General features: G+C 61.5%; 22 protein-coding genes and 1 riboswitch. Of the genes, 5 read left to right on the plus strand and 17 right to left on the minus strand.

Annotated features, from left to right (window positions below):
* Window positions 1-686 precede the first annotated feature (686 nt).
* From ACLD1X_RS27180 to cobO, 10 genes are all read right to left on the minus strand, one after another.
* Entirely contained in the window at window positions 687-1,418 is a 732-nt protein-coding gene (locus ACLD1X_RS27180) for an adenosylcobinamide-GDP ribazoletransferase (protein ID WP_429373084.1), read from the minus strand.
* A 2-nt stretch (window positions 1,419-1,420) separates the two neighbouring features.
* Entirely contained in the window at window positions 1,421-1,996 is a 576-nt protein-coding gene (cobC, locus tag ACLD1X_RS27185; protein ID WP_429373086.1) for an alpha-ribazole phosphatase family protein, read from the minus strand.
* Entirely contained in the window at window positions 1,993-3,048 is a 1,056-nt protein-coding gene (cobT, locus tag ACLD1X_RS27190; RefSeq protein WP_429373088.1) for a nicotinate-nucleotide--dimethylbenzimidazole phosphoribosyltransferase, read from the minus strand. The genes cobC and cobT overlap by 4 nt, the downstream gene beginning before the upstream one ends.
* Complete coding sequence (cobU, locus tag ACLD1X_RS27195) at window positions 3,045-3,566, minus strand: bifunctional adenosylcobinamide kinase/adenosylcobinamide-phosphate guanylyltransferase (protein WP_429373090.1); 522 nt, start codon at window positions 3,564-3,566, stop codon at window positions 3,045-3,047. Before cobU ends, cobT begins: the two co-directional genes overlap by 4 nt.
* Window positions 3,567-3,687: 121 nt before the next feature.
* A complete protein-coding gene (locus ACLD1X_RS27200) occupies window positions 3,688-5,139 on the minus strand; it encodes a cobyric acid synthase (protein WP_429373092.1) in 1,452 nt (483 codons plus the stop codon).
* Window positions 5,136-6,128: a threonine-phosphate decarboxylase CobD gene (gene cobD, locus ACLD1X_RS27205; RefSeq protein ID WP_429373094.1), complete on the minus strand. Its 993-nt coding sequence runs from the start codon at window positions 6,126-6,128 to the stop codon at window positions 5,136-5,138. The genes ACLD1X_RS27200 and cobD overlap by 4 nt, the downstream gene beginning before the upstream one ends.
* The gene (gene cbiB, locus ACLD1X_RS27210) at window positions 6,121-7,029 is read right to left on the minus strand and encodes an adenosylcobinamide-phosphate synthase CbiB (RefSeq protein ID WP_429373096.1); all 909 of its coding nucleotides are present in this window, start codon (window positions 7,027-7,029) and stop codon (window positions 6,121-6,123) included. The genes cobD and cbiB overlap by 8 nt, the downstream gene beginning before the upstream one ends.
* Entirely contained in the window at window positions 7,026-7,676 is a 651-nt protein-coding gene (bluB, locus tag ACLD1X_RS27215) for a 5,6-dimethylbenzimidazole synthase (RefSeq protein ID WP_429373098.1), read from the minus strand. The genes cbiB and bluB overlap by 4 nt, the downstream gene beginning before the upstream one ends.
* Complete coding sequence (locus ACLD1X_RS27220) at window positions 7,673-9,010, minus strand: cobyrinate a,c-diamide synthase (RefSeq protein ID WP_429373100.1); 1,338 nt, start codon at window positions 9,008-9,010, stop codon at window positions 7,673-7,675. Before ACLD1X_RS27220 ends, bluB begins: the two co-directional genes overlap by 4 nt.
* Before the next feature lie 10 nt (window positions 9,011-9,020).
* Window positions 9,021-9,632, minus strand: coding sequence for a cob(I)yrinic acid a,c-diamide adenosyltransferase (gene cobO, locus ACLD1X_RS27225; protein WP_429373102.1), 612 nt, complete (start codon window positions 9,630-9,632; stop codon window positions 9,021-9,023).
* Window positions 9,633-9,714: 82 nt separating this feature from the next.
* Window positions 9,715-9,948: riboswitch (cobalamin riboswitch) on the minus strand.
* Between the two features lie 153 nt (window positions 9,949-10,101).
* Here cobO and ACLD1X_RS27230 point away from each other — a divergent pair.
* Both ACLD1X_RS27230 and ACLD1X_RS27235 read left to right on the plus strand, forming a co-directional pair.
* Entirely contained in the window at window positions 10,102-10,686 is a 585-nt protein-coding gene (locus tag ACLD1X_RS27230) for a hypothetical protein (protein ID WP_429373104.1), read from the plus strand.
* A gap of 66 nt (window positions 10,687-10,752) precedes the next feature.
* Complete coding sequence (locus ACLD1X_RS27235) at window positions 10,753-12,066, plus strand: PQQ-dependent sugar dehydrogenase (protein WP_429373106.1); 1,314 nt, start codon at window positions 10,753-10,755, stop codon at window positions 12,064-12,066.
* Window positions 12,067-12,171: 105 nt separating this feature from the next.
* Here ACLD1X_RS27235 and ACLD1X_RS27240 read toward each other — a convergent pair whose 3' ends face one another.
* The 6 genes from ACLD1X_RS27240 to ACLD1X_RS27265 form a co-directional block, all read right to left on the minus strand.
* Entirely contained in the window at window positions 12,172-12,825 is a 654-nt protein-coding gene (locus tag ACLD1X_RS27240) for an O-methyltransferase (protein ID WP_429373108.1), read from the minus strand.
* Between the two features lie 18 nt (window positions 12,826-12,843).
* Window positions 12,844-13,380, minus strand: coding sequence for a C40 family peptidase (locus tag ACLD1X_RS27245; RefSeq protein ID WP_008017886.1), 537 nt, complete (start codon window positions 13,378-13,380; stop codon window positions 12,844-12,846).
* A 165-nt stretch (window positions 13,381-13,545) separates the two neighbouring features.
* Entirely contained in the window at window positions 13,546-14,178 is a 633-nt protein-coding gene (locus ACLD1X_RS27250) for a C40 family peptidase (protein ID WP_413425321.1), read from the minus strand.
* Between the two features lie 222 nt (window positions 14,179-14,400).
* On the minus strand, window positions 14,401-15,105 hold the full coding sequence (gene hda, locus ACLD1X_RS27255; protein ID WP_007898944.1) for a DnaA regulatory inactivator Hda: 705 nt from the start codon (window positions 15,103-15,105) through the stop codon (window positions 14,401-14,403).
* A gap of 230 nt (window positions 15,106-15,335) precedes the next feature.
* Window positions 15,336-16,409, minus strand: coding sequence for an AI-2E family transporter (locus ACLD1X_RS27260; protein WP_429373112.1), 1,074 nt, complete (start codon window positions 16,407-16,409; stop codon window positions 15,336-15,338).
* A gap of 36 nt (window positions 16,410-16,445) precedes the next feature.
* Window positions 16,446-17,498 (minus strand): DUF2066 domain-containing protein, encoded by a 1,053-nt coding sequence (locus ACLD1X_RS27265; RefSeq protein WP_429373114.1) that lies wholly within the window; start codon window positions 17,496-17,498, stop codon window positions 16,446-16,448.
* A gap of 386 nt (window positions 17,499-17,884) precedes the next feature.
* On the opposite strand from ACLD1X_RS27265, the gene purM reads away from it, so the two are divergent.
* The 3 genes from purM to ACLD1X_RS27280 are packed head-to-tail and all read left to right on the plus strand — an operon-like array spanning window position 17,885 to window position 20,315.
* The gene (purM, locus tag ACLD1X_RS27270) at window positions 17,885-18,943 is read left to right on the plus strand and encodes a phosphoribosylformylglycinamidine cyclo-ligase (protein WP_007984558.1); all 1,059 of its coding nucleotides are present in this window, start codon (window positions 17,885-17,887) and stop codon (window positions 18,941-18,943) included.
* Window positions 18,943-19,593 carry a phosphoribosylglycinamide formyltransferase gene (purN, locus tag ACLD1X_RS27275; protein ID WP_429373116.1) on the plus strand — a complete coding sequence of 217 codons (651 nt, stop codon included), beginning with the start codon at window positions 18,943-18,945 and terminating at the stop codon, window positions 19,591-19,593. The genes purM and purN overlap by 1 nt, the downstream gene beginning before the upstream one ends.
* Before the next feature lie 8 nt (window positions 19,594-19,601).
* Window positions 19,602-20,315: a DUF3108 domain-containing protein gene (locus ACLD1X_RS27280; RefSeq protein WP_429373118.1), complete on the plus strand. Its 714-nt coding sequence runs from the start codon at window positions 19,602-19,604 to the stop codon at window positions 20,313-20,315.
* 53 nt (window positions 20,316-20,368) lie between these two features.
* Here the strand turns inward: ACLD1X_RS27280 and ACLD1X_RS27285 are convergent, their stop codons facing one another.
* Complete coding sequence (locus ACLD1X_RS27285; RefSeq protein WP_429373120.1) at window positions 20,369-21,994, minus strand: methyl-accepting chemotaxis protein; 1,626 nt, start codon at window positions 21,992-21,994, stop codon at window positions 20,369-20,371.
* Window positions 21,995-22,195 lie beyond the last annotated feature (201 nt).

The raw sequence follows: 22,195 nt of genomic DNA on the forward strand, positions 1-22,195 counted from the left end.
TGCGCTGGAGTCGGTCTTGGGGCCGCCGGGCTGACTAAATCTTTTATCTCGAACTTAAACAGGTACCGAATTTTCGGGGAGAGTATTGCGGCATGGTCCATCAACATGAGTCTTTCCTTAAAAGCAGCGAAAACTTTACCGTCCTTGCTCAACCATTGTGCACTATGATTCCGACACCAAGATCGAAACATTGTTACAACATTATTTACATCTTAAACAAACAGACTTCGCATGATTTACAGTTTTCCGTAGGAAACATCTGAATACCGCGCGCGAAATGGACTACATCCTTATTCAAGCCAGACTTTCTTGAAAACTTCGAGTTCTGAGAAACAAGATTATAAAACATGAGTTACGACCTCGGAAAAGTGCCACCGATCAGCCAAACCCGAGAAATAGACACCGTATATTTACAGACACTCGCGCCCGCGGCAACAGACGGACTCAGGCCTCGTATTCGAGCCATCTTGCGCAGACTAATAAATTGATACTTCTCGACTTTGAACACGGTGCAACATCACCGGCGAGCTGCACTAGTTTTTCAGGTCGCTGCAACCAAGAACATTCGCATGCAAAAAATCAACTGGCAATTATTTAATTCTGATTCACCAGGATATATCTGTAGGCCGATTCCCAACAGCACTCTAAAACGCGCCTTGCGAGCAAGTTTGTGTCTTGCTGAGGATCTAAATCAATGCCAAGCCCACTAGCACAGCAACCTCCAGTAGTTCCAACAAAGCTCCGGCCGTATCGCCCGTGGTCCCGCCCAGACGTCGTAGCATGACCCTCCGTAGCCAGGCGAACACTACCAGCGCCAGCACCACCGACAACACACCACTCAGGCCGCCGAGCAAGACACACACCAACGCACCGAGGGCCAACACCTGCTTGCCCGCCCTTCGCGGAAGATGATCGGCCAGCGCCTGCCCCAGGCCACCGGCGCGCACGTACGGGGTGGTCAGGAACAAGCCGAGCAATGCGCTGCGCCCTATCAACGGCACGATGATCAAGGCGAGCGAATGCGGGTGCTCGATCAACGCCAGCAGCGCGCTGAATTTGAGCAACAACACCAGCACCAGCGTCACCACGGCGATCGGCCCGCTGCGCGGGTCTTTCATGATGCTCAGCGTACGCTCACGGTCGCCAAAACCACCAAGCCAGGCGTCGGCGCTGTCGGCCAGGCCGTCCAGATGCAACCCGCCACTGAGCAAGACCCAAACGCTCAGCAGCAACGCCGCGTGCAGCATCGCCGGCGTGCCGAGCAGCAGCCAGTTCACGGCCCACAGAATCGCGCCAAAGAGCAATCCCACCAGCGGATAAAACAGCAGCGACCGCCCCAGCTCCCGAGGTTCGGGCATGCCGGGAAGGCGAATCGGCAGGCTGCTGAGAAATTGCAGGGCGATCCAGAACGGCAGCATGGTCAGAGCACTTCCTTCAACACGCCAGCGGACTCCAGCGTCAGCGAAAACACCGCGCCGTGTCCGACCTCGACGTTAAGCAGTTGTTCTCGCGGCAACCCGCGGGCCTGCGCCAGCAACAGTCGCATCACACCACCGTGGCTGATCAGCAAAATGCGCTCACCGGGAAAGCTCGCGTACAAACGCCCGAGCGCTGCCAGCACCCGTGCCGAAAAGTCTGCAACCGGTTCACCTTGCGGTGGCGTGAACGAATAGGGATCGGCCCAGAACAAGCCCAGCGCCTGGGCGTCGGTTTCCATCAACGCCGCTGCGCTCTGCCCTTCCCAGGCGCCGAAATGCAACTCTTGCAGGTCACTGTCCAATTGCACCGGTACAGCCAATTGCGCACCGAGCTCTTCGGCAAACCGCGCACAACGCTGCAACGGCGAACTGACCAGCCGATCCCATGGGCCTCGACCGACCACGGCGGCTCGCATCTGCGCCCAGCCCGTGTCGGTCAATGCATCATCGATACTGCCGCGCAGCCCGCCGCCGAGTTCGGTTTCACCATGACGCAACAGATCCAGGCGCAAGGTCATGCCGGACGATCTGCGACGGCGGCCTCGGCGAAGGTCGCCATTTGCCCGTGCAGGTCGCAAGCCAGACGCAGCAGCGGCACGGCCAATGCCGCGCCACTGCCTTCGCCAAGCCGCAGGCCGAGATCGAGCAACGGTTGCGCATTCAGGGTTTCCAGCACATGACGATGGCCCGGCTCGGCGCCGCGATGACCGAACAACAGCCACTGACGGCATTCAGGGTTCAAGCGCACCGCAACCAGCGCCGCGACACTGCAGATGAAACCGTCCACCAGCGCCGCGACACCCTCCTGCGCACAGGCAAGATAGGCACCGACCAACGCGGCGATCTCGAAACCGCCGAGGTTGAACAGGGTCTGCAAGGCATCGTCACGCTGCGCGCCATGCAGTGTCAGGGCGCGCTCGATCACCTGGGCCTTGTGGCTGACACCTTCGGCGTTGAGCCCGGTACCTGGCCCGGTCAAATGGCCCACCGGGCAATCGAGCAAGGCACACGCCAGCGCACTGGCGGCAGTGGTGTTACCAATGCCCATTTCGCCACCGATAAACAACTGCGCACCGCTGGCCATTGCCCGTTGCACGCTGTCACGACCGGCCTGCAAGGCGAGTTGCCCTTGCGCCCCGGTCATGGCCGGTCCCTGTGCAAAATTCGCCGTGCCCGGGCCGACGTTCAGGTGACGCACACCCGGCAGGTTCAGCGACGGCATTACCGTGCCCAGGTCCACCACTTCAAGGGAAGCGCCCAGTTGCCGCGCCAGTACGCTGATCGCCGCACCGCCGTTGACGAAGTTGTGCAGCATCTGCCCGGTGACTTCCTGGGGAAACGCCGACACGCCCTCGGCGACGACGCCATGGTCGCCGGCAAAAATCGCGATCCACACCTGCTCCAGGCTCGGCTTGACCCGCCCCTGCAAACCCGCCAGTTGCACCGCCACCGATTCCAGCTGGCCAAGAGAGCCGGCCGGTTTGGTCAGTTGCTGTTGCCGCGCCTGTGCCTGTTCGACCACGTGGGTATCGACCGGCTTGCTCGGGTTCAGCCACCAGGATTGAGTCATAACGCAGTTCCTTTCAGAGTCAGGGGCAGGCCGGCGACGGTCAGGACGACACGCTGACAGCGCTCAGCCAGAGCTTGATGCAGCCAACCGGCCTCATCGACATAACGGCGAGTCAATTCGCCCAGTGGCACGACACCCATTCCGGTCTCGTTGCTGACAAAAATGACTTCACCCGGCAGCGACGCCAGGCAGTCCAGCAAGGCATCACGTTCGGCCGCCAGGCGCTCGGCATCGTCGAGCATCAGCAGGTTGGTCAGCCACAGAGTCAGGCAATCCACCAACAGGCAGCGGTCGATACGAGCAGATTCGCGCAGCACCCGGGCCAGCTCCACAGGCTCTTCGATCAATGCCCATTCGGCAGGACGGCGGGCACGGTGATGGGCCACCCGCTCGCTCATTTCTCCATCGAGTGGCTGGCTGGTGGCGATGTAGGTCACGGCCAGAGCGTTGTCGATGGCGAGTTTTTCAGCCAGGCGGCTCTTGCCGGAGCGGGCGCCGCCGAGGATCAGTTGCAGCATGGTTGTTTCCTTTAATTCTTCGGTGAGGCGACTTAAGTCATCGCGAGCAGGCTCGCTCCTACAGGGAAACGCGGACAACTGTGGGAGCGGGCTTGCCCGCGATGAGGCCATGGCAGACGCTTCAAATCCCGCAGAGCTGACACAACAGCCCGGTATCCAGATGCTTCTCCACCAGATCCGCCAGCCGCTCGATATCGCGCTCGCGCAAGGCGTGGTAATCCACGGCCTGCACCTCCTGCAAACCGGCCCAGCGCAGCAGCGCACTGCATGCCTCTGGCGATTCGAACAACCCATGCAGATAGGTGCCGAAAATCTGCCCATCCGCACTTTGCGCACCATCACAGCGGCCGTCATCCAGTTGCACGGCGGCATTTTCCAGCGCCGGCCCGGTGGTCACGCCAGCATGAATTTCATAACCCGCTACCGGCGCATCTTCCAGCGCCAGACGCCCACGCACATTGCGCAACTGCTTCTCTTGTTCAAGTTGAGTCTGCAACGCCAGCAGCCCCAAACCGGCACTGGAACCCGGCGCCCCTTCGAGCCCCAGCGGGTCGTGCACTTGCTCGCCAAGCATCTGCAGGCCGCCACAAATGCCCAGCAACTTTCCGCCGTAACGCAGGTGCCGGGCGATGGCGGTTTCCCAACCACTGGCCCGCAGATATGCCAGGTCACTGCGCACGCTTTTCGAGCCAGGAAGAATGATCAGGTCGGCCGGCGGAATCGCCTGGCCGGGGCCGATGAATTGCAGGTCCACTTGCGGATGCAGCCGCAGCGGATCGAAATCGGTGTGATTGCTGATGCGCGGCAACACCGGCACTATCACTTTCAGTACTTGCTCAGCCTTGTCGGTCTGGCGTTGATCGATGCCGTCCTCGGCTTCCAGATGCAAATCCATCACGTAGGGCAGCACGCCGATCACCGGTTTGCCGGTGCGTTCTTCAAGCCAGTCGAGACCGGGTTGCAGCAGTGCGATATCGCCGCGAAACCGGTTGATGATGAAGCCTTTGACCCGCGCCTGCTCGCTCGGCGACAGCAGTTCAAGCGTCCCCACCAGGTGGGCGAAAACCCCGCCGCGATTGATATCGGCGATCAGCACCACCGGGCAATCCACCGCTTCGGCAAAACCCATGTTGGCGATGTCGCCAGCCCGCAGATTGATTTCCGCCGGCGAGCCCGCGCCTTCGACCATCACCAGTGGATACGCCGCGCTCAAACGCTCGTGGGAGGCCAGTACCGCTTGCATGGCGATGGTTTTGTAGTCGTGATAGGCAACGGCGTTCATGGTCGTGACGGCGCAGCCATGGATGATCACCTGGGCACCGGTATCGCTGTTGGGCTTGAGCAGAACCGGGTTCATGTCGGTGTGCGGTTCAAGGTTGGCGGCTTGGGCCTGTACCGCCTGGGCGCGACCGATCTCACCACCGTCAGCGGTCACCGCACTGTTGAGCGCCATGTTCTGCGGCTTGAACGGCACCACCCTGGTGCCCTGGCGCGTGGCCCAACGGCACAGCGCGGTCACCAGCGTGCTTTTACCGGCATCCGATGTGGTGCCCTGCACCATTAGCGTGGTCATTGGTTTTCCTTGGCGAATTCTTCGAATGCCTGAGCCAGTCGCACCCAGGCGGCTTCGTCACCGGGCAAGCCGAATCGCAGGCTGCTGTTGTGCGTGAACAGGCGCAGGAGAATGCCGCGCCGGGCCATGAATTCATGCAGCTCTTCGGCGCGCTCGGTGATCAGCCACTGGAACAGCGCGCAACCGCCCTGCGGCGCAAACCCGTGATGCCCCAGCAAGGACACAAGGCGCTCGCTGGCGTCATCCGCGCGCACCCGCTGCCGCGTCTGCTCTTCGGTATTGCGTAGGCAGGCCTGGCCCACCACCCGGGTCGGCCCGCTGACGGCCCATGGCCCCACCTGTTCAGCCAGCAGTTTGAGCAACTTGCGCTCGGCCAGCACAAAGCCCAGGCGCACTCCGGCCAGACCGAAAAACTTGCCGAAAGAGCGCAAGACGATCAACCCGACCTGATGGGCAAACGGTGCCAGGCTCAGTTGCGGCGTGTTATCCATGAACGCTTCGTCCACCACCAGCCAGCCACCACGCTGGGCCAGGCGCGCGTGCCAATCGAGCAGGCGGCTGGGCGTCAGGCTCAAGCCGGTGGGGTTATTCGGATTGACCACCACCAGCACGTCGAGGCTGTCGATAAAGAAGTCGACTTCCTGCTCCAGCACTTCCCGCACGATGTAGCCGTTGCGACGCCACGCTTCGGCGTGCTCGGCATAACAGGGCGAGAGCACGCCGACCTTGCCCGCCCGACGCAATCGCGGCAGCAGTTGAATCGCCATTTGCGAGCCGGCCACCGGCAGCGCCTGCAGGGTGCCGTAGTAATCACAGGCGGCCTGCTCCAGCCCGTCGTCCGCTTCCGGCAATCGGGCCCAGGCGCGCAACGGAATGTCCGGCACCGGGAACGGCCAGGGTGCAAGGCCCGTGGACAGGTCCAGCCAGTCGGCTTCATCGATGCCGTACTCGAGCGCTGCCTTGCGCAATCGCCCACCGTGCTCAAGCATAAAACTCAGCCCCCATGCAGAGAATCAGCAGCCATAACCATACCCCGCGCTGGACCAGTTGCCAGCCCCGGTCAATGGAGTCGGCATCCGCCGGCACACCTTCGCCCAACTGAGGACGCTGATGCAATTCGCCGTGATAAATCGCCGCCCCACCCAATTCGACGCCCAGGGCACCCGCCCCCGCCGCCATCACCGGCCCGGCGTTCGGGCTGTCCCAGGTCGGGCCCTGGGTGCGCCAGCATTTCAACGCCAGCCGGGTTTTGCCCAACAGTGCGTAAGTCAGTGCCACCAGACGCGCCGGTATGTAATTGAGCACGTCGTCGATCTTCGCCGCCGCCCAGCCGAACCGTTCGAAGCGCTCGTTGCGATAGCCCCACATCGCATCCAGCGTATTGCTCAGGCGGTAGAGCACCACGCCCGGCGCACCCGCCACGGCAAACCAGAACAACGCCGCGAACACCGCATCACTGCCGTTTTCCAACACTGACTCGGTAGCGGCCCGGGCGACTTCGGTTTCATCCAGATCACTGGTTTTACGGCTGACCAGATAGCTCACACGTTTGCGGGCTTCATCAAGATCACCGCCGCGCAAGGCCTTGGCCACAGGCTCGACGTGCTCGCCGAGGCTGCGCATGCCGAGGGCGCAATAGAGCGCGAGAATCTCTACGATCCAGCCGACATAAGGCGCCCAGGAGAGTGCCGTGGCCAGCAACGTCAGCGGCAACACGGCGATCACCCACGCGGTGACGCCATGGCTGCGCCAGCCGCGACCGCCACCGTTGAAACGTTGCTCGATGCGCTCGGCAAAACGGCCGAACGCCACCAGCGGATGCCAGCGTTTGGGTTCACCCAGCAGCGCATCCAGCGCAACCGCGGCGACACTCAACAACGCCACACTCATTGACTCACTCCCCAATAATTTTCGTACAGCAATTCATGTAGCGGACGCGCCTGCGCCCAGCCTTCGAGCACCAGCATCGGCGCTGGGTAGAATTCCTTGACCGGTCCCAGGCACAGCACGGCCAGTGGTTTGGCGCCCGGCGGCAGCTGCAACAGGTCGGCCAGTGCCTGGGGTTCGAACAGCGACACCCAGCCCATGCCCAGCCCTTCGGCGCGTGACGCCAGCCACAGGTTCTGGATGGCACAGGACAATGAGGCCATGTCCATTTCCGGCAAGGTGCGGCGGCCGAAGATATGCGGCTCGCGGTCGTCCATCAGTGCGGCCACCAGTACCTCGGCGCAATCGATGATGCCTTCGACCTTGAGCTTCATGAACTCATCGCTGCGCTCGCCGAGGGCTTCGGCGGTGCGGATGCGTTCTTCTTCCACCAGCGCCTGGATTTGCCCGCGCAAGGCGCGATCGCTGATGCGGATGAAGCGCCAGGGCTGCATGAGGCCGACACTCGGTGCCTGGTGCGCGGCCTCGAGCAGGCGCCGGAGCAATTCAGGCTCGACGGTGCCGCCGCTGAAGTGGCGCATGTCACGGCGTTCGGCAATGGCGCGATAGACCGCTGCGCGCTCGGCTTCGGAAAATGCGTTATCCGTCATGGCCTCTTCGCGGGCAAGCCCGCTCCCACAGGGTTTTGGTCAGGCGCAAACAGCGCGGCAATCGCCGACGGATTGGATGGAAAATAGAAATGCACATAAGAGGCGGTCATCCGCCCCTCACGATAAACCGCTTCCGCCCCTCGTCCGCCATTAGGGCTCAAGCCACGGGCAATCGGTGTCAATTCAGTGGTGGTCAGCGAATGGTGATAGGTGTGCCCGCGCAGCGAACCTTCCGGCAGGTCCACCGCTTGCAACGCCAGCGCCGCCAGACGCTTTTGCATCACCGCATCACCGGCCAGCAAACCAACCAGTTCGGCGCGAGTGCCCTCGACATCGGTCAGGGAATCGAGCAGATAAAGCATGCCGCCGCACTCGGCGAGCAACGGTTTGCCTGCCTGGTGGTGGGCGCGGATCGCATCGAGCATCGCAGTGTTTTGCGCCAGCGCAACATGGTGCAGCTCCGGGTAACCACCCGGCAGATACAGGCTGTCGGCCTCTGGCAACGCTCGGTCGCGGATCGGTGAGAAGAACGATAACTCGGCGCCCATCGCCCGCAGCAAGTCCAGGCTCGCGCCGTAGGTGAATGCAAAGGCTTCATCCCGGGCGACGGCAATGCGCACACCGGCCAGCAGCGGTTCGGCGGCAATGGCATCCGGTGCGGCGAACTCGACTGCCGGTGGCAGCGCGACCTCGCAACTGCTGGCCAGGGCATCGGCGGCCGCATCGAGACGCAGGTCGAGATCGTTCAGCTCACTGGCTTGAACCAGCCCCAGATGCCGGCTCGGCAATTCGATTCCGGTTTCCCGGGACAGCGCGCCGTACCAGCGCAACCCCTCAGTCAGGCTGCCTTCGAGCAGCTGTGCATGGCGCAGCGTGCCGACGCGGTTGGCCAGCACGCCGGCGAACGGCAAGTCCGGCTGATAGCGCGCCAGCCCCAGGGCCAACGCGCCGAAGGTCTGGGCCATGGCGGTGCCATCGATCACACCGAGCACCGGCACACCAAAATGCCGCGCCAGATCGGCGCTCGACGGCGTACCGTCGAACAGCCCCATGACCCCTTCGATCAGAATCAGGTCGGCTTCGGCCGCGGCTTCCCAGAGTAACCGGCGACTCTCCTGTTCGCCGACCATCCACATGTCCAGTTGATACACCCGCGCACCACTGGCGCGCTCGAGGATCATCGGATCGAGAAAGTCGGGGCCGCACTTGAACACGCGGACCTTGCGCCCCTGATTGCGGTGCAATCGGGCCAGCGCCGCGGTGACGGTGGTCTTGCCCTGGCCGGAAGCTGGCGCGGCAATCAGTACCGCCGGGCATTGACGAGGGCTATTCATAAAGTGCGACTCACAGCTCGACGCCTTTCTGCGCTTTGATCCCGGCCTGGAAGGCATGCTTGATCACGCCCATTTCGGTGACGGTGTCAGCCATCTCGATCATTTCCGGTTTGGCGGCACGACCGGTGACCACCACGTGCTGCATCGGTGGCCGGGACTGCAAGTCACTGAGCACCTGATCGAGGTCGAGGTAGCCATGCTTGAGGGCGATGTTCAGCTCGTCCAGCACCACCAGCCCGATAGACGGGTCGCGCAGCAGTTGCTGCGACACCGCCCAGGCGGCTTCGGCAGCAGCGATGTCGCGCTGACGGTCCTGGGTTTCCCAGGTGAAACCTTCGCCCATCACATGAAAACGCACCTGCTCGGGAAAGCGTCGGAAAAACAACTCTTCGCCCGTGCTGTTGCGGCCCTTGATGAACTGCACCACGCCGCATTGCATGCCATGCCCCAGAGCGCGGGCGAGCATGCCAAAGGCCGAACTGCTCTTGCCTTTCCCGTTACCGGTCAGCACCAGCAACAGGCCGCACTCGTTCGGGGAATTGGCGATGCGCTCGTCGATCACGGCTTTCTTGCGCTGCATGCGCGCCAGGTGGCGTTCATCACGATCGGGGGTATCAGTCATGGGGGAGCTCTCCGTTGAGGCAGGAATAACGGCGGGCAGGCACAGCAAAAGAAGGCAACAAGCCTGGCATCGCCCACCGTGATGCCGCTGGATGAATCAGGCCGGTCTCCGGGCTCATGAGTGGCCGCGGGGCCGGACTGTGCGCCTTCCCGCATCGAATCGACACAGTGGCATCACACACAGTTTTCACTCATTTACCGTTGCGGGGGCAGCGCCGGAATTGCAGGCCTTCGACTAACGGAAGGACTCACTCACCGGCTTCCCTGTTTCACTCTGTCGACCCAAGCCACAGAGCACCTGAAACAAGCCGCGAAGGTTAGAGGGTTGGGGGTGGAGCGTCAATTAAAGCCGGGCGGCCACCTGCCGAATAACTGCCGACGATCAATAAACTGACGTCAATCTTGTGCCACGCTCGCAGCAGTGATATCAAAGAGCCACAACCCCACAACACAATAACAAGGGTGAGCCCATGCAAGGCATGATCATCAGCAATCCAAACCTGGAATTCCTGCGCCCGGTGCTCGAGCGCTGGTTCGAATGCATCGACCGCTATAACGCCATCCGCGGCGATGGCGACACACCGTACTGGCACGACGAAAAAGCCAACCTCGGACTGCTGTCTGCCGCGGCCTGGATGGCCGAGATGGTCACGCTGCAACAGACGACCACCCGCAAACAGACCGAAGAAGGCGACCGCAACGGCCGTGCCGACCTGTTCCTCGCCTCGCCCGAAACCCGCGCCTACATCCAGGTCAGCCAGCGCTGGCCCCGGGTCAACAGCCTGAACCTGACCCAGGCCTTGCTCGAGGTCGCCAGCGATGCGAAGCGAGTGAGCCATGCCAGCGACCTGAAACTCGGCTGCCTGTTCGTCGCCCCGCAAAAAGCCCAGCAAGGCGCAACGCCGGAAGAACTCCAGGACATGGTCGACGACCTGCAAAAGGAACACACCTGCGCGGTGGCCTGGTATTTCCCTTATGCCTACCGCAAGTTGCGCAACGAAGCCGGCAACTATCACCCCGGCATTGCGGTGCTGTTCAAGGAAGCACGCGGCTAAGGGTTGAACCATCGCAGCGCAATACTTCTCTATGAATAGAACAAGGCATTCATAGGGAAGACCAGCATGCGCACGCCCCCGCTCGTTCTCGTTATCGCGCTTTGCGGAGGGCTCGCCGCTTGTGGCGAGACCTCTCGCCTGCAAGTCTCCGACGGCACCGGTCCTTCGCCCCGCCTGCCGGAGCCGGACAAAACCCTGATCCCCACCGTGAACATCGCCCCGGCCATTGGCTGGCCACAGGGTGCGAAACCCGTCGCCGCCACGGGCACTCAAGTGAGCGCTTTTGCCGAAGACCTGGATCACCCGCGCTGGCTTTATGTGCTGCCCAATGGCGATGTGCTGGTGGCGGAAACCGCCGCACCACCCAAACCCGAAGACGGTAAAGGCATCCGCGGCTGGGTCATGAAGAAAGTCATGGGGCGTGCCGGGTCTACCGTGCCCAGCCCGAACCGCATCACGTTACTGCGGGACAAGGATCACGATGGCATCGCGGAAACCCGCACGGTGTTTGTGCAAAACCTCAATTCACCCTTCGGCATGACGCTGGTCGGCAATGACCTGTACGTGGCCGACACTGATCGCCTTCTGCGCTTTCACTATGAAAGTGGCGATACGCAGATCCAGTCACCGCCGATCAAGGTGATCGACCTGCCGGGCGGCCCGCTGAACCACCACTGGACCAAAAACGTCATCGCCAGCAAGGACGGCAGCAAGCTCTACGTCACCGTGGGTTCCAACAGCAATGTTGCGGAAAACGGCATGGACAAGGAAGAAGGCCGTGCGGCGATCTGGGAAGTGGATCGCGCCACCGGCCAGCACCGGATCTTCGCCTCCGGCCTGCGCAACCCCAACGGCATGGCCTGGGAACCGCGCAGTGGCGCGCTGTGGACAGCCGTCAACGAGCGAGATGAAATCGGCAGTGATCTGGTACCGGACTACATCACCTCGGTGAAGGACGGCGCGTTCTACGGCTGGCCGTTCAGTTACTACGGCCAGCATGTCGATATCCGCGTCGAGCCGCAAAACCCTGACCTGGTGGCCAGGGCTATTGCCCCGGACTATGCGGTCGGCCCGCATACGGCGTCACTGGGCCTGACGTTTGCCGAAGGCAACAAGTTGCCGGCGCAATTCAAGGAAGGCGCCTTCATCGGCCAGCACGGCTCCTGGAACCGCAAGCCGCACAGCGGCTACAAGGTGATTTTCGTGCCGTTCAGCGCCGGCAAGCCGGTCGGGAACCCGGTTGATGTGCTCAGCGGGTTTCTCAACGACAAGGAACAAGCCATGGGCCGGCCGGTAGGCGTGGTGATTGACCGGCAGGGCGATCTGTTGGTGGCCGATGATGTGGGGAACAAGGTGTGGCGGGTGTCGGCAGCAAAGTAAGTCACTGAACCTGTGGGAGCGGGCTTGCTCGCGAATGCGGTGTATCAGCCAACACATCAGTCGACTGACAGCCTGCATTCGCGAGCAAGCCCGCTCCCACGGGGTTCAGCGTTTGCGGCAGAGTGTGAGCCCGTCACCCAGCGGCAACAACGACAGGTCTACCCGCGCATCGTCTTTCAAGGCCCGGTTGAGCGCCTGGATCGCCCGGGTATCTTCACTCTCTGGATTGGCCTCAAGCACGCGCCCGCTCCACAGGGTGTTATCGAACACCGCCAGCCCACCGACCCGCAGCAATCGCAGGGCGTGTTCCAGATAACCCGGATAGTTGGCCTTGTCGGCATCGATGAAAATCAGATCGAACTGGCCTGGCTGGTCCAGCTTGCCGAGGGTTTCCAGCGCAGGCGCCAGACGCAGATCGATGCGTCCGGCCAGCCCGGCTTCCTGCCAGTAGCGCAGGGCCGTGGCGTTGTAGTCGCCAGGGATGTCACAGCAAATCAGCGAACCGTCAGCGGGCAATGCCGCCGCCATGCACAGGGCGCTGTAACCGGTAAAGGTGCCGACTTCGAGCAAGCGCCTGGCCCCCGTCAGCTTCACCAGCAAAGCGAGAAACTGCCCTTGCTCCGGCGCCACCTGCCAGCGAGCCATGGGCAGCGCCTGGGTTTCATCGCGCAAGCGCTTGAGTAGCGGGGTTTCCCGCAGGGAGACGTCGAGCAGGTACTGATACAGCGAATCGTCGAGATTGAGCGTGCGGGCAGTCATGACAACCAGCTCCGGAAGTTACGGGTTGCGCGCCAGATGTTCAGGCTGCAGAACACGCTTGGCGCTCAGATAAGCCTTTTGCCAATACGTCTTGGACAAGCTGTCGAGCTTCACGGTGCCGCCGGTGGCCGGCGCGTGGACGAAACGCCCTTCTCCCACATAGATACCGGCATGACTGACCTGGGAACCGCCATTGGTGGCGAAGAAGATCAGGTCACCGGTTTGCAGGCCTTCCTTGCCCACATTCGCCGCTTGCATGGAGATCATCTCGCGAGTGGTGCGCGGCAAGGAAATGCCGGCGACATCGCGGTACACGTAAGCGATCAGGCCGCTGCAATCAAATCCGGAATCCGGCGTATTGCCACCCCAGCGATAAGGCGTGCCCACCAGGCCGAGCGCGCGAAACAGCACGTCTTCCGCCTCGGGCGAGAAAGCCTGTGAGGAGCCGAATACGATGGGGGCGCGAACCACCGGCGCGGGTGGCGGTGTACGGCTGGCACAAGCGCTGAGCAGCGCTGCGAAGAACATGATTGCGAGGCGGGCCGACGTCGTCATAAGCAGAGCATCCTGATCTGGCTGCGGCGTTTTCTGCCGGGAGTGCAGAAAAGAAAACCGCCTGCGCAGGGCGCAGGCGGTTTGCCATCATTCATACATCAGGATTCTAGCGGTTATATGGCAAACTTCAAGTAAGACTTTAAGTTTGCCTTACAAACTGTGCGCTTATTTGCGGGCAGTGACGATGGGCGACGCGTTAGGTGCCATTGCCAGGGCGCGCTTGGCTTCGATGAAGGTCTTGCTCCAGTAGCTGTCACCCAGGCTATCGATCCGCACACCACCGCTGCGGCGGCTGCTGGAGTGGATGAACTGGTTGTCCCCCAGGTAGATCCCGGCGTGACTGACGCGACCGCGACGGCCGTTGGTGGCGAAGAACAGCAGGTCGCCTGGCTCAAGCTTGCTGCGCGAGACCAGCGGAGCGTCCACGTTGATCATTTCGCGGGTGGAACGCGGCAGGTTCATGCCCGCTTCTTCGCGGAACAGGTAACCGATGAAGCCACTGCAATCGAAACCGGCTTCAGAGGTACCGCCGAAACGGTAACGGGTACCGATCAGGGACATGCCACGTTCGAGGATGCTGTCGGCCAGGACCGGAAGCTGGTAGGACTTGCCACCGGCGAAGTCTGCGAGCTCTTTTTCGGTAGCCAGCTCTTCCTGGAAAAGAGAAGAAGACTGGGCAGTAACGGAGTTTTGAACCTGCTGTTGCGGCACTTGCTGGGACACCGGAGTGTGGGCAGCGCAACCGAACAACAGGGTAACGAGTGCGAGAGGCACGAGGGGTGCGAAGCGATTTAGCATGGGCACGACCGTGGCTGAAGTTGTAAAGAAGTCGAGACTATGCCCGCTATCAACCTCATTTGCAAATTCAATCGAAGTTTTTGTGACTTATCGGTTTCTCGTTTACATCTAAGCGCTTAAGCCCATTTTAAACGTACACGCAGCCTGCAACCGTGCAGGAAAGCGGGTTTTCTGGCGCCTGAAATATGCCGAAACCCGCTGAAAGCCCCGGTTTAAGCGGGTCTACCAGCCGAGAGTTTCTTTCAAAAACGGGATGGTCAGCTTGCGCTGAGCCTGGAGGGAGGCCTGATCGAGACGTTCGAGCAGCTCGAACAGCGCACTCATGCTGCGGGTACCGCGAGTCAGGATGAAATGCCCGACTTCATCGGTCAGATGCAGCCCGCGACGGGATGCGCGCAATTGCAGGGCACGCAATTTGTCCTCATCGGACAGCGGGCGCATCTGGAAGATCAAGGCCAGGGTCAGGCGGGACTTGAGATCCGCCAGCTTCACCGGCAACTCGCGCGGGGATGTCGATGCGGCAATCAGCAAGCGCCGGCCACTGTCGCGCAAGCGATTGAACAGATGGAACAGCGCCTCTTCCCAGTCGGCCTTGCCGGCAACCGCCTGCAGGTCATCGAGACAGACCAGTTCGTACTGTTCAAGGTTGTCGAGAATCTCGATGCCGCGATCGAGCAGTTCGGCCAGCGGCAGATACACCGCGGGCTCCCCCAATTGCTCGAAGCGCAGGCAGGCGGCCTGCAACAGGTGCGTACGCCCTACCCCATCCTTGCCCCAAAGGTAGATCAGGCTTTCGGTCCAGCCGGCGTCGGCTTCGCATAGCCGCTCGACATAGCCGAGTGCAGCGGCATTGGCGCCTGGGTAGTAGTTGATAAAGGTGGCGTCGTCACGCAGACGCACACCTAGGGGCAGCTGAATCGGTTTCATGCTGACTGAACAGTTCCAAAGGAACCGTTAGTGGCCTCTGTGTAAAGTTTGCGAAGTTTATACCCGTGAGGCGGGCCGCACAATGCGACAGACCACAAGCAAAATCAAAGGTTTGCGTTAATGCACCGGTTTTATGACAGATTCTTTGGCGCTGCATGCGACAGTCACCCGATACAAGCAGGCTGACCCGGCACGAACCCGGGCAGCCCGCCATCACCCATCGACGGCCGTTATAGCTCCGGCTCGTCGACGCCTGAGTAGATTTCAGAATCCTTATACAAATCATGCACATGCCGCAGCAGCACCATGATCACAGCAGCGACCGGCAATGCCAGTAGCACACCGGTAAAGCCAAACAGTTCACCACCGGCCAGGATCGAGAAAATCACCGCCACCGGGTGCAGGCCAATCCGGTCACCGACCAGCAACGGCGTCAGCACCATACCCTCCAGTGCCTGGCCGACCATGAACACCGCGACAATGCCGAGCATCGGGTAGAGGTCACCACCGAACTGGAACAGCCCCGCAATCAGCGCCGCGCCAATACCGATGATAAACCCCATGTACGGCACGATCGCCGCCAGACCGGCAATCAGGCCAATCAACAAGCCCAGCTCAAGCCCGACCAGCATCAGGCCTGCCGCGTAGATCACACCCAGGGCCACCATCACCAGCAACTGCCCGCGAACGAACGCTCCGAGCACTTCATGGCATTCACCGGCCAGCGACACCGCGCGCTCCTCACGCTCACGGGGCAGCAGGCTGCGGATCCTGGCCATCATCAGGTCCCAGTCGCGCAACAGGTAGAAGCTCACCACCGGAATCAACACCAGATTCGCCAGCCAGCCAATCAACGCCAGCCCCGAGGCCGTGGCATGACTGAGCACCACGCCAACAACATCGGTGGTCTGGCCCATATGCTCGCTGATGGCCGCCTTCAGCTTGTCGAATTTCCAGAAACCGTCCGACAGGCCGAACTTCGATTGCGCCCAAGGCAACGCGGTGTGCTGAACCCAGTCGAGCATCTGCGGGGCCAGCTCATACAGACGAAACAACTGCCTGGCGAGCAGCGGCACCAACACCAACAGCAACGCGGTGAGGATCAATGTAAACAGCGCAAACACCGCCACGACACCCCAGGTCCGGGACAGGCCCGCCCTCTCCAGTCGATCCACCAGCGGATCGAACAGGTAGGCCAACAGCAGCGCCACCAGGAACGGCGTGAGGATCGGGTGCAACAACCAGACAAAGGCGCAAAGCAGGACCACCCCACCGAGCCAGAACCAACGCCGCGTATCGGCCATGAACCACTCCATTGCTTCTATATAAAGAAAGAAAAACTACCAGCGAAAACGCAGTTGCGGTGTCGGCGCAGGCGCAGGCGCAGGCACTGCACCACCGGCGGTAGGCTGAACCGGCACTGCCGGAGTCGGGGCCGGACTCGCCGGCGCTTCCTGCAGCCGCGCCAGCGACAGTTGTGCACGCAACTGATCGGCGCTGCCATTGACCCGGTACACGATCCGGTCGCCTTCGACGCTTTGAACGCGCCCGCCAAATGGCTCCAGCAAGCGCCCAAGGGACGCGTAGTGCTCAAGGTTCATGCCCTGCACTTCCAGCAATTGCGCCCCCGAAGCGCCAGGTTTGGCGACAAACCGCGGCGCCAGGCGCTCATTGACTGCCAGCATTACCGCATCAGCCACGGCGGCCTGATCAGCGCCCTGCACGGTGCCAGCCTCTTTCTGATCGCCCAGCCACAGACGCCACTTGGCTTGCCACTGCCCACCCTCCTCCTGGGCGTGTACCGCGAGCAAGGCATCGGCGTTGTAGCGTTCCGATACCGCATGCAGAGGCGCGGGATCCGCAGCTTCCAGATTCGGCGCGGTCGCGACGATCTGCTCGTTCAAATCCGCCAATGGCAGGCGCAATGGCAAGCCTCGGTGCTGTGCGGCCCGACGCAGCGGCGCCGCGCTGGCCTGACCGTCGCCGACCAGGCTTGAGCCTTCGGCGGATTCATTCAGCCACCAGCCGAGGATCGACGGCCGACTGGCCCCCCACACGGCCAGCCCGGCGCGGCGCAAGGCCTGCTCGGTGGTGCCGGGATCGAAATCGACTTTCAGGACTTCCGGCGGCCCGGCATCAAAGCCGTATTGACTGATGATCTGTTGCGGGTCCTTGCGAACGGCTGCCAGCCCCGGACTTTGAGCGGCCTTGGGGTCGCCGGTCAGGCGTAGCACCAAGGTGTCCAACGCTCGTTGAGTGGCCTGCTCGCGCTCCTCGGGCGACTGGCCATTCACCGGCTCGCGCACCTGGTAAAGACCTTTGACGGTTTCGGCATGACTGACCAGGCTGACCAACGACAAACAGCCTGCAAACAAGAATTTACAAAAACGCATGGGAGATTCCTGGCGACAAGAGCGGCTGGAACAGACCGCGTGAAGACAATCGAGCAAGGCTGTGACCATCGCCCGATGCAAAACATTCACACGTCCGGGGTAAGTTTTCGCACTGTCATAACGATAGACGGTTAATCGCGCTACCTTATACAGCCATGCAGGATGCCACCGACACCGCGCTGCAACGGTTTTTTTTGAACGGATATGGCCCTGCTGTCGGCCTGAGGATGGCCGCTGCGGCTCAAGCCTGATAAAATCGCGCGCCTTCGCAGACCGGCAACAGCCGGGCACCCTGAAATTCGCGTTTGGCCCTCGCCTTCGCCTGTTTGAGCGGTCCCGATGGACTCGGTCGTTACCCAGAAATCCCCCCCCTAAAGGCCTGGATCATGAGCAAGCAACCCTCCCTGAGCTACAAGGACGCCGGTGTAGACATCGACGCCGGTGAAGCATTGGTCGAACGCATCAAGAGCGTCGCCAAGCGCACTGCGCGCCCGGAAGTCATGGGCGGCCTGGGCGGTTTTGGCGCCCTCTGCGAAATCCCGGCCGGCTACAAGCAGCCTGTGCTGGTTTCCGGTACTGACGGCGTCGGCACCAAGCTGCGCCTGGCTCTGAACCTGAACAAGCACGACAGCATCGGCATCGACCTGGTGGCCATGTGCGTCAACGACCTGGTGGTGTGTGGCGCCGAGCCGCTGTTCTTCCTCGACTACTACGCTACCGGCAAACTGAACGTCGATACCGCTGCCCAGGTCGTGACCGGCATCGGTGCTGGCTGCGAACTGTCGGGTTGCTCGCTGGTTGGCGGCGAAACCGCTGAAATGCCGGGCATGTACGAAGGCGAAGACTACGACCTGGCCGGCTTCTGCGTCGGCGTCGTGGAAAAATCCGAAATCATCGACGGCTCCAAGGTTGCCGCTGGCGATGCCCTGCTCGCCCTGCCGTCTTCCGGCCCGCACTCCAACGGCTACTCGCTGATCCGCAAGATCATCGAAGTGTCCGGCGCCGACATCGAGAACACCCAGCTCGACGGCAAGCCGCTGACCGACCTGCTGATGGCCCCGACCCGCATCTACGTGAAGCCGCTGCTCAAGCTGATCAAGGAAACCGGCGCCGTCAAAGCCATGGCCCACATCACCGGTGGCGGCCTGCTGGACAACATCCCGCGCGTACTGCCAAAAGGCGCACAAGCGGTGGTTGACGTAGCAAGCTGGAACCGCCCGGCCGTGTTCGACTGGCTGCAAGAGAAAGGCAACGTCGACGAGAACGAAATGCACCGCGTGCTGAACTGCGGCGTGGGCATGGTCATCTGCGTGGCTCAAGAGCACGTTGAAACCGCCCTGAACGTCCTGCGCGAAGCGGGCGAGCAGCCTTGGGTCATCGGCCAGATCTCCACCGCTGCCGAAGGCGCGGCTCAGGTTGAACTGAAGAACCTCAAGGCTCACTGATGCCTAAGACCTGTGATGTCGTGGTGCTGCTCTCCGGCACCGGCAGTAACTTGCAGGCCCTGATCGACAGCACGCGGACCGGCGACAGCCCGGTCCGCATCGCTGCGGTGATTTCCAACCGCGCCGACGCCTACGGCCTGCAACGCGCCAGGGACGCGGGTATCGACACCCGCACCCTGGATCACAAGGCTTTCGAAGGCCGCGAGGCCTTCGATGCCGCGCTGATCGAACTGATCGACGCCTTCAACCCAAAACTCGTGGTACTGGCCGGATTCATGCGCATTCTCAGCGCGGGTTTCGTGCGCCACTATCAGGGTCGCCTGCTCAATATCCATCCCTCGCTGCTACCCAAATACAAAGGGTTACACACGCATCAGCGCGCGCTGGAGGCTGGCGACGCCGAGCACGGCTGCTCCGTGCATTTCGTCACCGAGGAACTCGATGGCGGACCACTGGTCGTACAGGCTGTAATACCGGTAGAGTTACAGGATTCGCCGCAGAGTCTGGCGCAGCGGGTCCATGTTCAGGAACACCTGATCTACCCGATGGCCGTACGCTGGTTTGCCGAAGGCCGTCTGGCCCTCGGTGAGCAAGGTGCTTTACTGGATGGAACGTTACTCGCGGCCAGCGGCCACTTGATTCGAAACTAGGAGATTTTATGCGTCGCGCCCTGCTCTTCGCTTGCGCTCTGCTCGCCTTGCCCTTCGCCCAGGCGGCAGACCTTCAACCCTTCTCCGCCAGCTACACCGCCGACTGGAAACAGCTGCCCATGAGCGGCACTGCCGAGCGCAGCCTGACCAAGGAAGCCAACGGCGCCTGGAAGCTCAGCTTCAAGGCTTCGATGATGATCGCCAGCCTGACCGAAGAAAGCACCCTGACCCCGGACAAGGACACCCTGCTACCGCAGTCGTACCACTTCGAACGCGGCGGTTTGGGCAAGGCCAAGAAATCGGATCTGGATTTCGACTGGAACACCAAAGTGATCACCGGCACCGATCGCGGCGATGCGGTCAAGGTAACGCTGAACCGCGGCATGCTCGACAAATCCACCTACCAGCTGGCCTTGCAGCAAGACGTTGCCGCAGGCAAGAAAAGCATGAGCTATCAGGTGGTCGACGGTAATGAAGTCGATACCTATGACTTCCGCGTGCTGGGCGCTGAAAAGGTCGACACCAAGGCCGGCAAGATCGATGCGATCAAGGTTGAACGAGTACGCGACCCGACACAAAACAAACGCATCACCGTGATGTGGTTCGCCAAGGACTGGGATTACCTGCTGGTGCGCCTGCAACAGGTCGAGACCGACGGCAAGGAGTACAACATCATGCTCCTGGACGGCACGGTCAACGGCAAGGCTGTCAAAGGCAGCTGATCCGGACCGAAACGAAAAGCCCCGCAAACGCGGGGCTTTTTTTCGCCTGTCATTCAGACCGAAAACCGCGCCACCAGCGTATTCAGGTCTACCGCCAACCGCGACAACTCCTGACTCGCCGCGCTGGTCTGGTTCGCTCCAGCCGAACTCTGTTGCGCCAGGTCGCGGATATTCATCAAATTGCGGTCCACTTCCCGCGCCACCGCCGCCTGCTCTTCCGAGGCACTGGCAATCACGATGTTGCGCTCATTGATCACCGTGAATGCCGAGGCAATATCTTCCAGGGCAACGCCCGCCGCTTTCGCTGCCTCCAGCGTCGAGCGCGCCCGGGTGTTGCTCTGCTGCATGGAGCTGACAGCCAGATCGGTGCCCTGCTGGATACCGGTAATCATCTGCTCGATTTCCCGGGTCGATTGCTGGGTGCGATGCGCCAGGGCCCGCACCTCATCGGCCACTACCGCAAACCCGCGCCCGGCTTCCCCGGCTCGCGCGGCTTCGATCGCCGCATTCAAGGCCAGCAGATTGGTCTGCTCGGCAATCGCGCGAATCACGTCCAGCACTGTAGTGATGCCATACACCTTCTGCGCCAGGTCTTCGACCTGAGTGACGTTGGTGGTGACATCTTCAGCCAGCGACTCGATCGACAGCACTGTCTGGTGCACTTGTTCACGACCATGCTGCGCAATGCGGTCGGACTCGCGCGAGGCCTGCGACGTCGCGGCAGCATTGCTCGCCACCTCCTCCACGGCGGCGGTCATCTGGTTGACCGCCGTGGCCGCCTGCTCGATCTCCAGGCTCTGTTGATGCAGGCCGCGGGTGGCGTCTTCCGTAACGCTACTGAGCTCCTCCGAAGCCGAGGCCAATTGACTGGATGAATCGGATATACGCTGGATGGTTTCACGCAAACTCTGCTGCATGCTCTTGAGCGCGTGCAGCAACCGCGCAGGCTCATCCTTGCCGGTAATGCTGATTGCGGCAGTCAGATCGCCGCCGGCGACCACCTCGGCCACTTTCAACGACTGTGACAGCGGCAACACGATACTGCGTGTCAACAGCAATGCCATGCCAATGGTGATCAGCGCGGTCACACCAATCATCCCCCCGACCCAGACCCGCGACTGGTTGAACACCTGGCGTCCCGCTTCGGTCGCCAGATTGGCGTTGTGCTTGTTGAGTTCGACCAGCTCCCTGAGTGCGACCGTGATCTCATCGGCCAGCGGATTCATCTCGCCATTGAGAATGGCCGCCGCCTCTTCCACCCGTCCCTGGGTAGCGTCGGCCATTACCTGGCTCTGAAACTGCAGGTATTTGCCTTCGGCAGCCTTGAAGCGATCGAACAACACGCGCTCTTGCGGCAGCGTGATCAACTGGTCATAACGTTGCTTGGCCCCGTCGAGAACACTTTTGAGATCGTTGATTTTGCTGACGTTCTGCGCCTGCGCCTGCGGCTCGCGATTGATCAGCAAACGCATGGTCAGCGCCCGCAGCCGCAACATGTCCTGACTCATATCACCAACCGCCATCACACTGGGCAGCCAGTTGTCATCGACCTGATCGGACTGCGCCCGCATATTCGACATTTGCAGCAGAGCGAACGCCCCCAAGCCAAAAACCATCAACGCCAACAGGCCAAAACCGAGACTCGCGCGTGGCGCAATATTGAGACTTCTGATACTCATTCCCCTGGTTCCTTCCAAAAGCGCTGCATCGGGCAGCTGGTTCTTTAGACGGTATCGGACTGTTGAAAATTTGCGTAAGACGAAAAAGTGATATCAAAACACCATTACTGCTACGGTAACGATTCAGCGAAAAAGCCCCTCCTGTACAAGAAAACCGGAACGCACATCCGGCACCATGCTCTATACCTTCAAGGTCTTTTT

This window comes from Pseudomonas sp. 18173, assembly GCF_050432945.1.
GTDB lineage: Bacteria > Pseudomonadota > Gammaproteobacteria > Pseudomonadales > Pseudomonadaceae > Aquipseudomonas.

Bases quoted from the DNA above. Each gene is read 5' to 3' on its own strand.
- ACLD1X_RS27180 (WP_429373084.1), bottom strand. From the start codon at position 1,418: ATGCTGCCGTTCTGGATCGCCCTGCAATTTCTCAGCAGCCTGCCGATT.
- cobC (WP_429373086.1), bottom strand. From the start codon at position 1,996: ATGACCTTGCGCCTGGATCTGTTGCGTCATGGTGAAACCGAACTCGGC.
- cobT (WP_429373088.1), bottom strand. From the start codon at position 3,048: ATGACTCAATCCTGGTGGCTGAACCCGAGCAAGCCGGTCGATACCCAC.
- cobU (WP_429373090.1), bottom strand. From the start codon at position 3,566: ATGCTGCAACTGATCCTCGGCGGCGCCCGCTCCGGCAAGAGCCGCCTG.
- ACLD1X_RS27200 (WP_429373092.1), bottom strand. From the start codon at position 5,139: ATGACCACGCTAATGGTGCAGGGCACCACATCGGATGCCGGTAAAAGC.
- cobD (WP_429373094.1), bottom strand. From the start codon at position 6,128: ATGCTTGAGCACGGTGGGCGATTGCGCAAGGCAGCGCTCGAGTACGGC.
- cbiB (WP_429373096.1), bottom strand. From the start codon at position 7,029: ATGAGTGTGGCGTTGTTGAGTGTCGCCGCGGTTGCGCTGGATGCGCTG.
- bluB (WP_429373098.1), bottom strand. From the start codon at position 7,676: ATGACGGATAACGCATTTTCCGAAGCCGAGCGCGCAGCGGTCTATCGC.
- ACLD1X_RS27220 (WP_429373100.1), bottom strand. From the start codon at position 9,010: ATGAATAGCCCTCGTCAATGCCCGGCGGTACTGATTGCCGCGCCAGCT.
- cobO (WP_429373102.1), bottom strand. From the start codon at position 9,632: ATGACTGATACCCCCGATCGTGATGAACGCCACCTGGCGCGCATGCAG.
- ACLD1X_RS27230 (WP_429373104.1), top strand. From the start codon at position 10,102: ATGCAAGGCATGATCATCAGCAATCCAAACCTGGAATTCCTGCGCCCG.
- ACLD1X_RS27235 (WP_429373106.1), top strand. From the start codon at position 10,753: ATGCGCACGCCCCCGCTCGTTCTCGTTATCGCGCTTTGCGGAGGGCTC.
- ACLD1X_RS27240 (WP_429373108.1), bottom strand. From the start codon at position 12,825: ATGACTGCCCGCACGCTCAATCTCGACGATTCGCTGTATCAGTACCTG.
- ACLD1X_RS27245 (WP_008017886.1), bottom strand. From the start codon at position 13,380: ATGACGACGTCGGCCCGCCTCGCAATCATGTTCTTCGCAGCGCTGCTC.
- ACLD1X_RS27250 (WP_413425321.1), bottom strand. From the start codon at position 14,178: ATGCTAAATCGCTTCGCACCCCTCGTGCCTCTCGCACTCGTTACCCTG.
- hda (WP_007898944.1), bottom strand. From the start codon at position 15,105: ATGAAACCGATTCAGCTGCCCCTAGGTGTGCGTCTGCGTGACGACGCC.
- ACLD1X_RS27260 (WP_429373112.1), bottom strand. From the start codon at position 16,409: ATGGCCGATACGCGGCGTTGGTTCTGGCTCGGTGGGGTGGTCCTGCTT.
- ACLD1X_RS27265 (WP_429373114.1), bottom strand. From the start codon at position 17,498: ATGCGTTTTTGTAAATTCTTGTTTGCAGGCTGTTTGTCGTTGGTCAGC.
- purM (WP_007984558.1), top strand. From the start codon at position 17,885: ATGAGCAAGCAACCCTCCCTGAGCTACAAGGACGCCGGTGTAGACATC.
- purN (WP_429373116.1), top strand. From the start codon at position 18,943: ATGCCTAAGACCTGTGATGTCGTGGTGCTGCTCTCCGGCACCGGCAGT.
- ACLD1X_RS27280 (WP_429373118.1), top strand. From the start codon at position 19,602: ATGCGTCGCGCCCTGCTCTTCGCTTGCGCTCTGCTCGCCTTGCCCTTC.
- ACLD1X_RS27285 (WP_429373120.1), bottom strand. From the start codon at position 21,994: ATGAGTATCAGAAGTCTCAATATTGCGCCACGCGCGAGTCTCGGTTTT.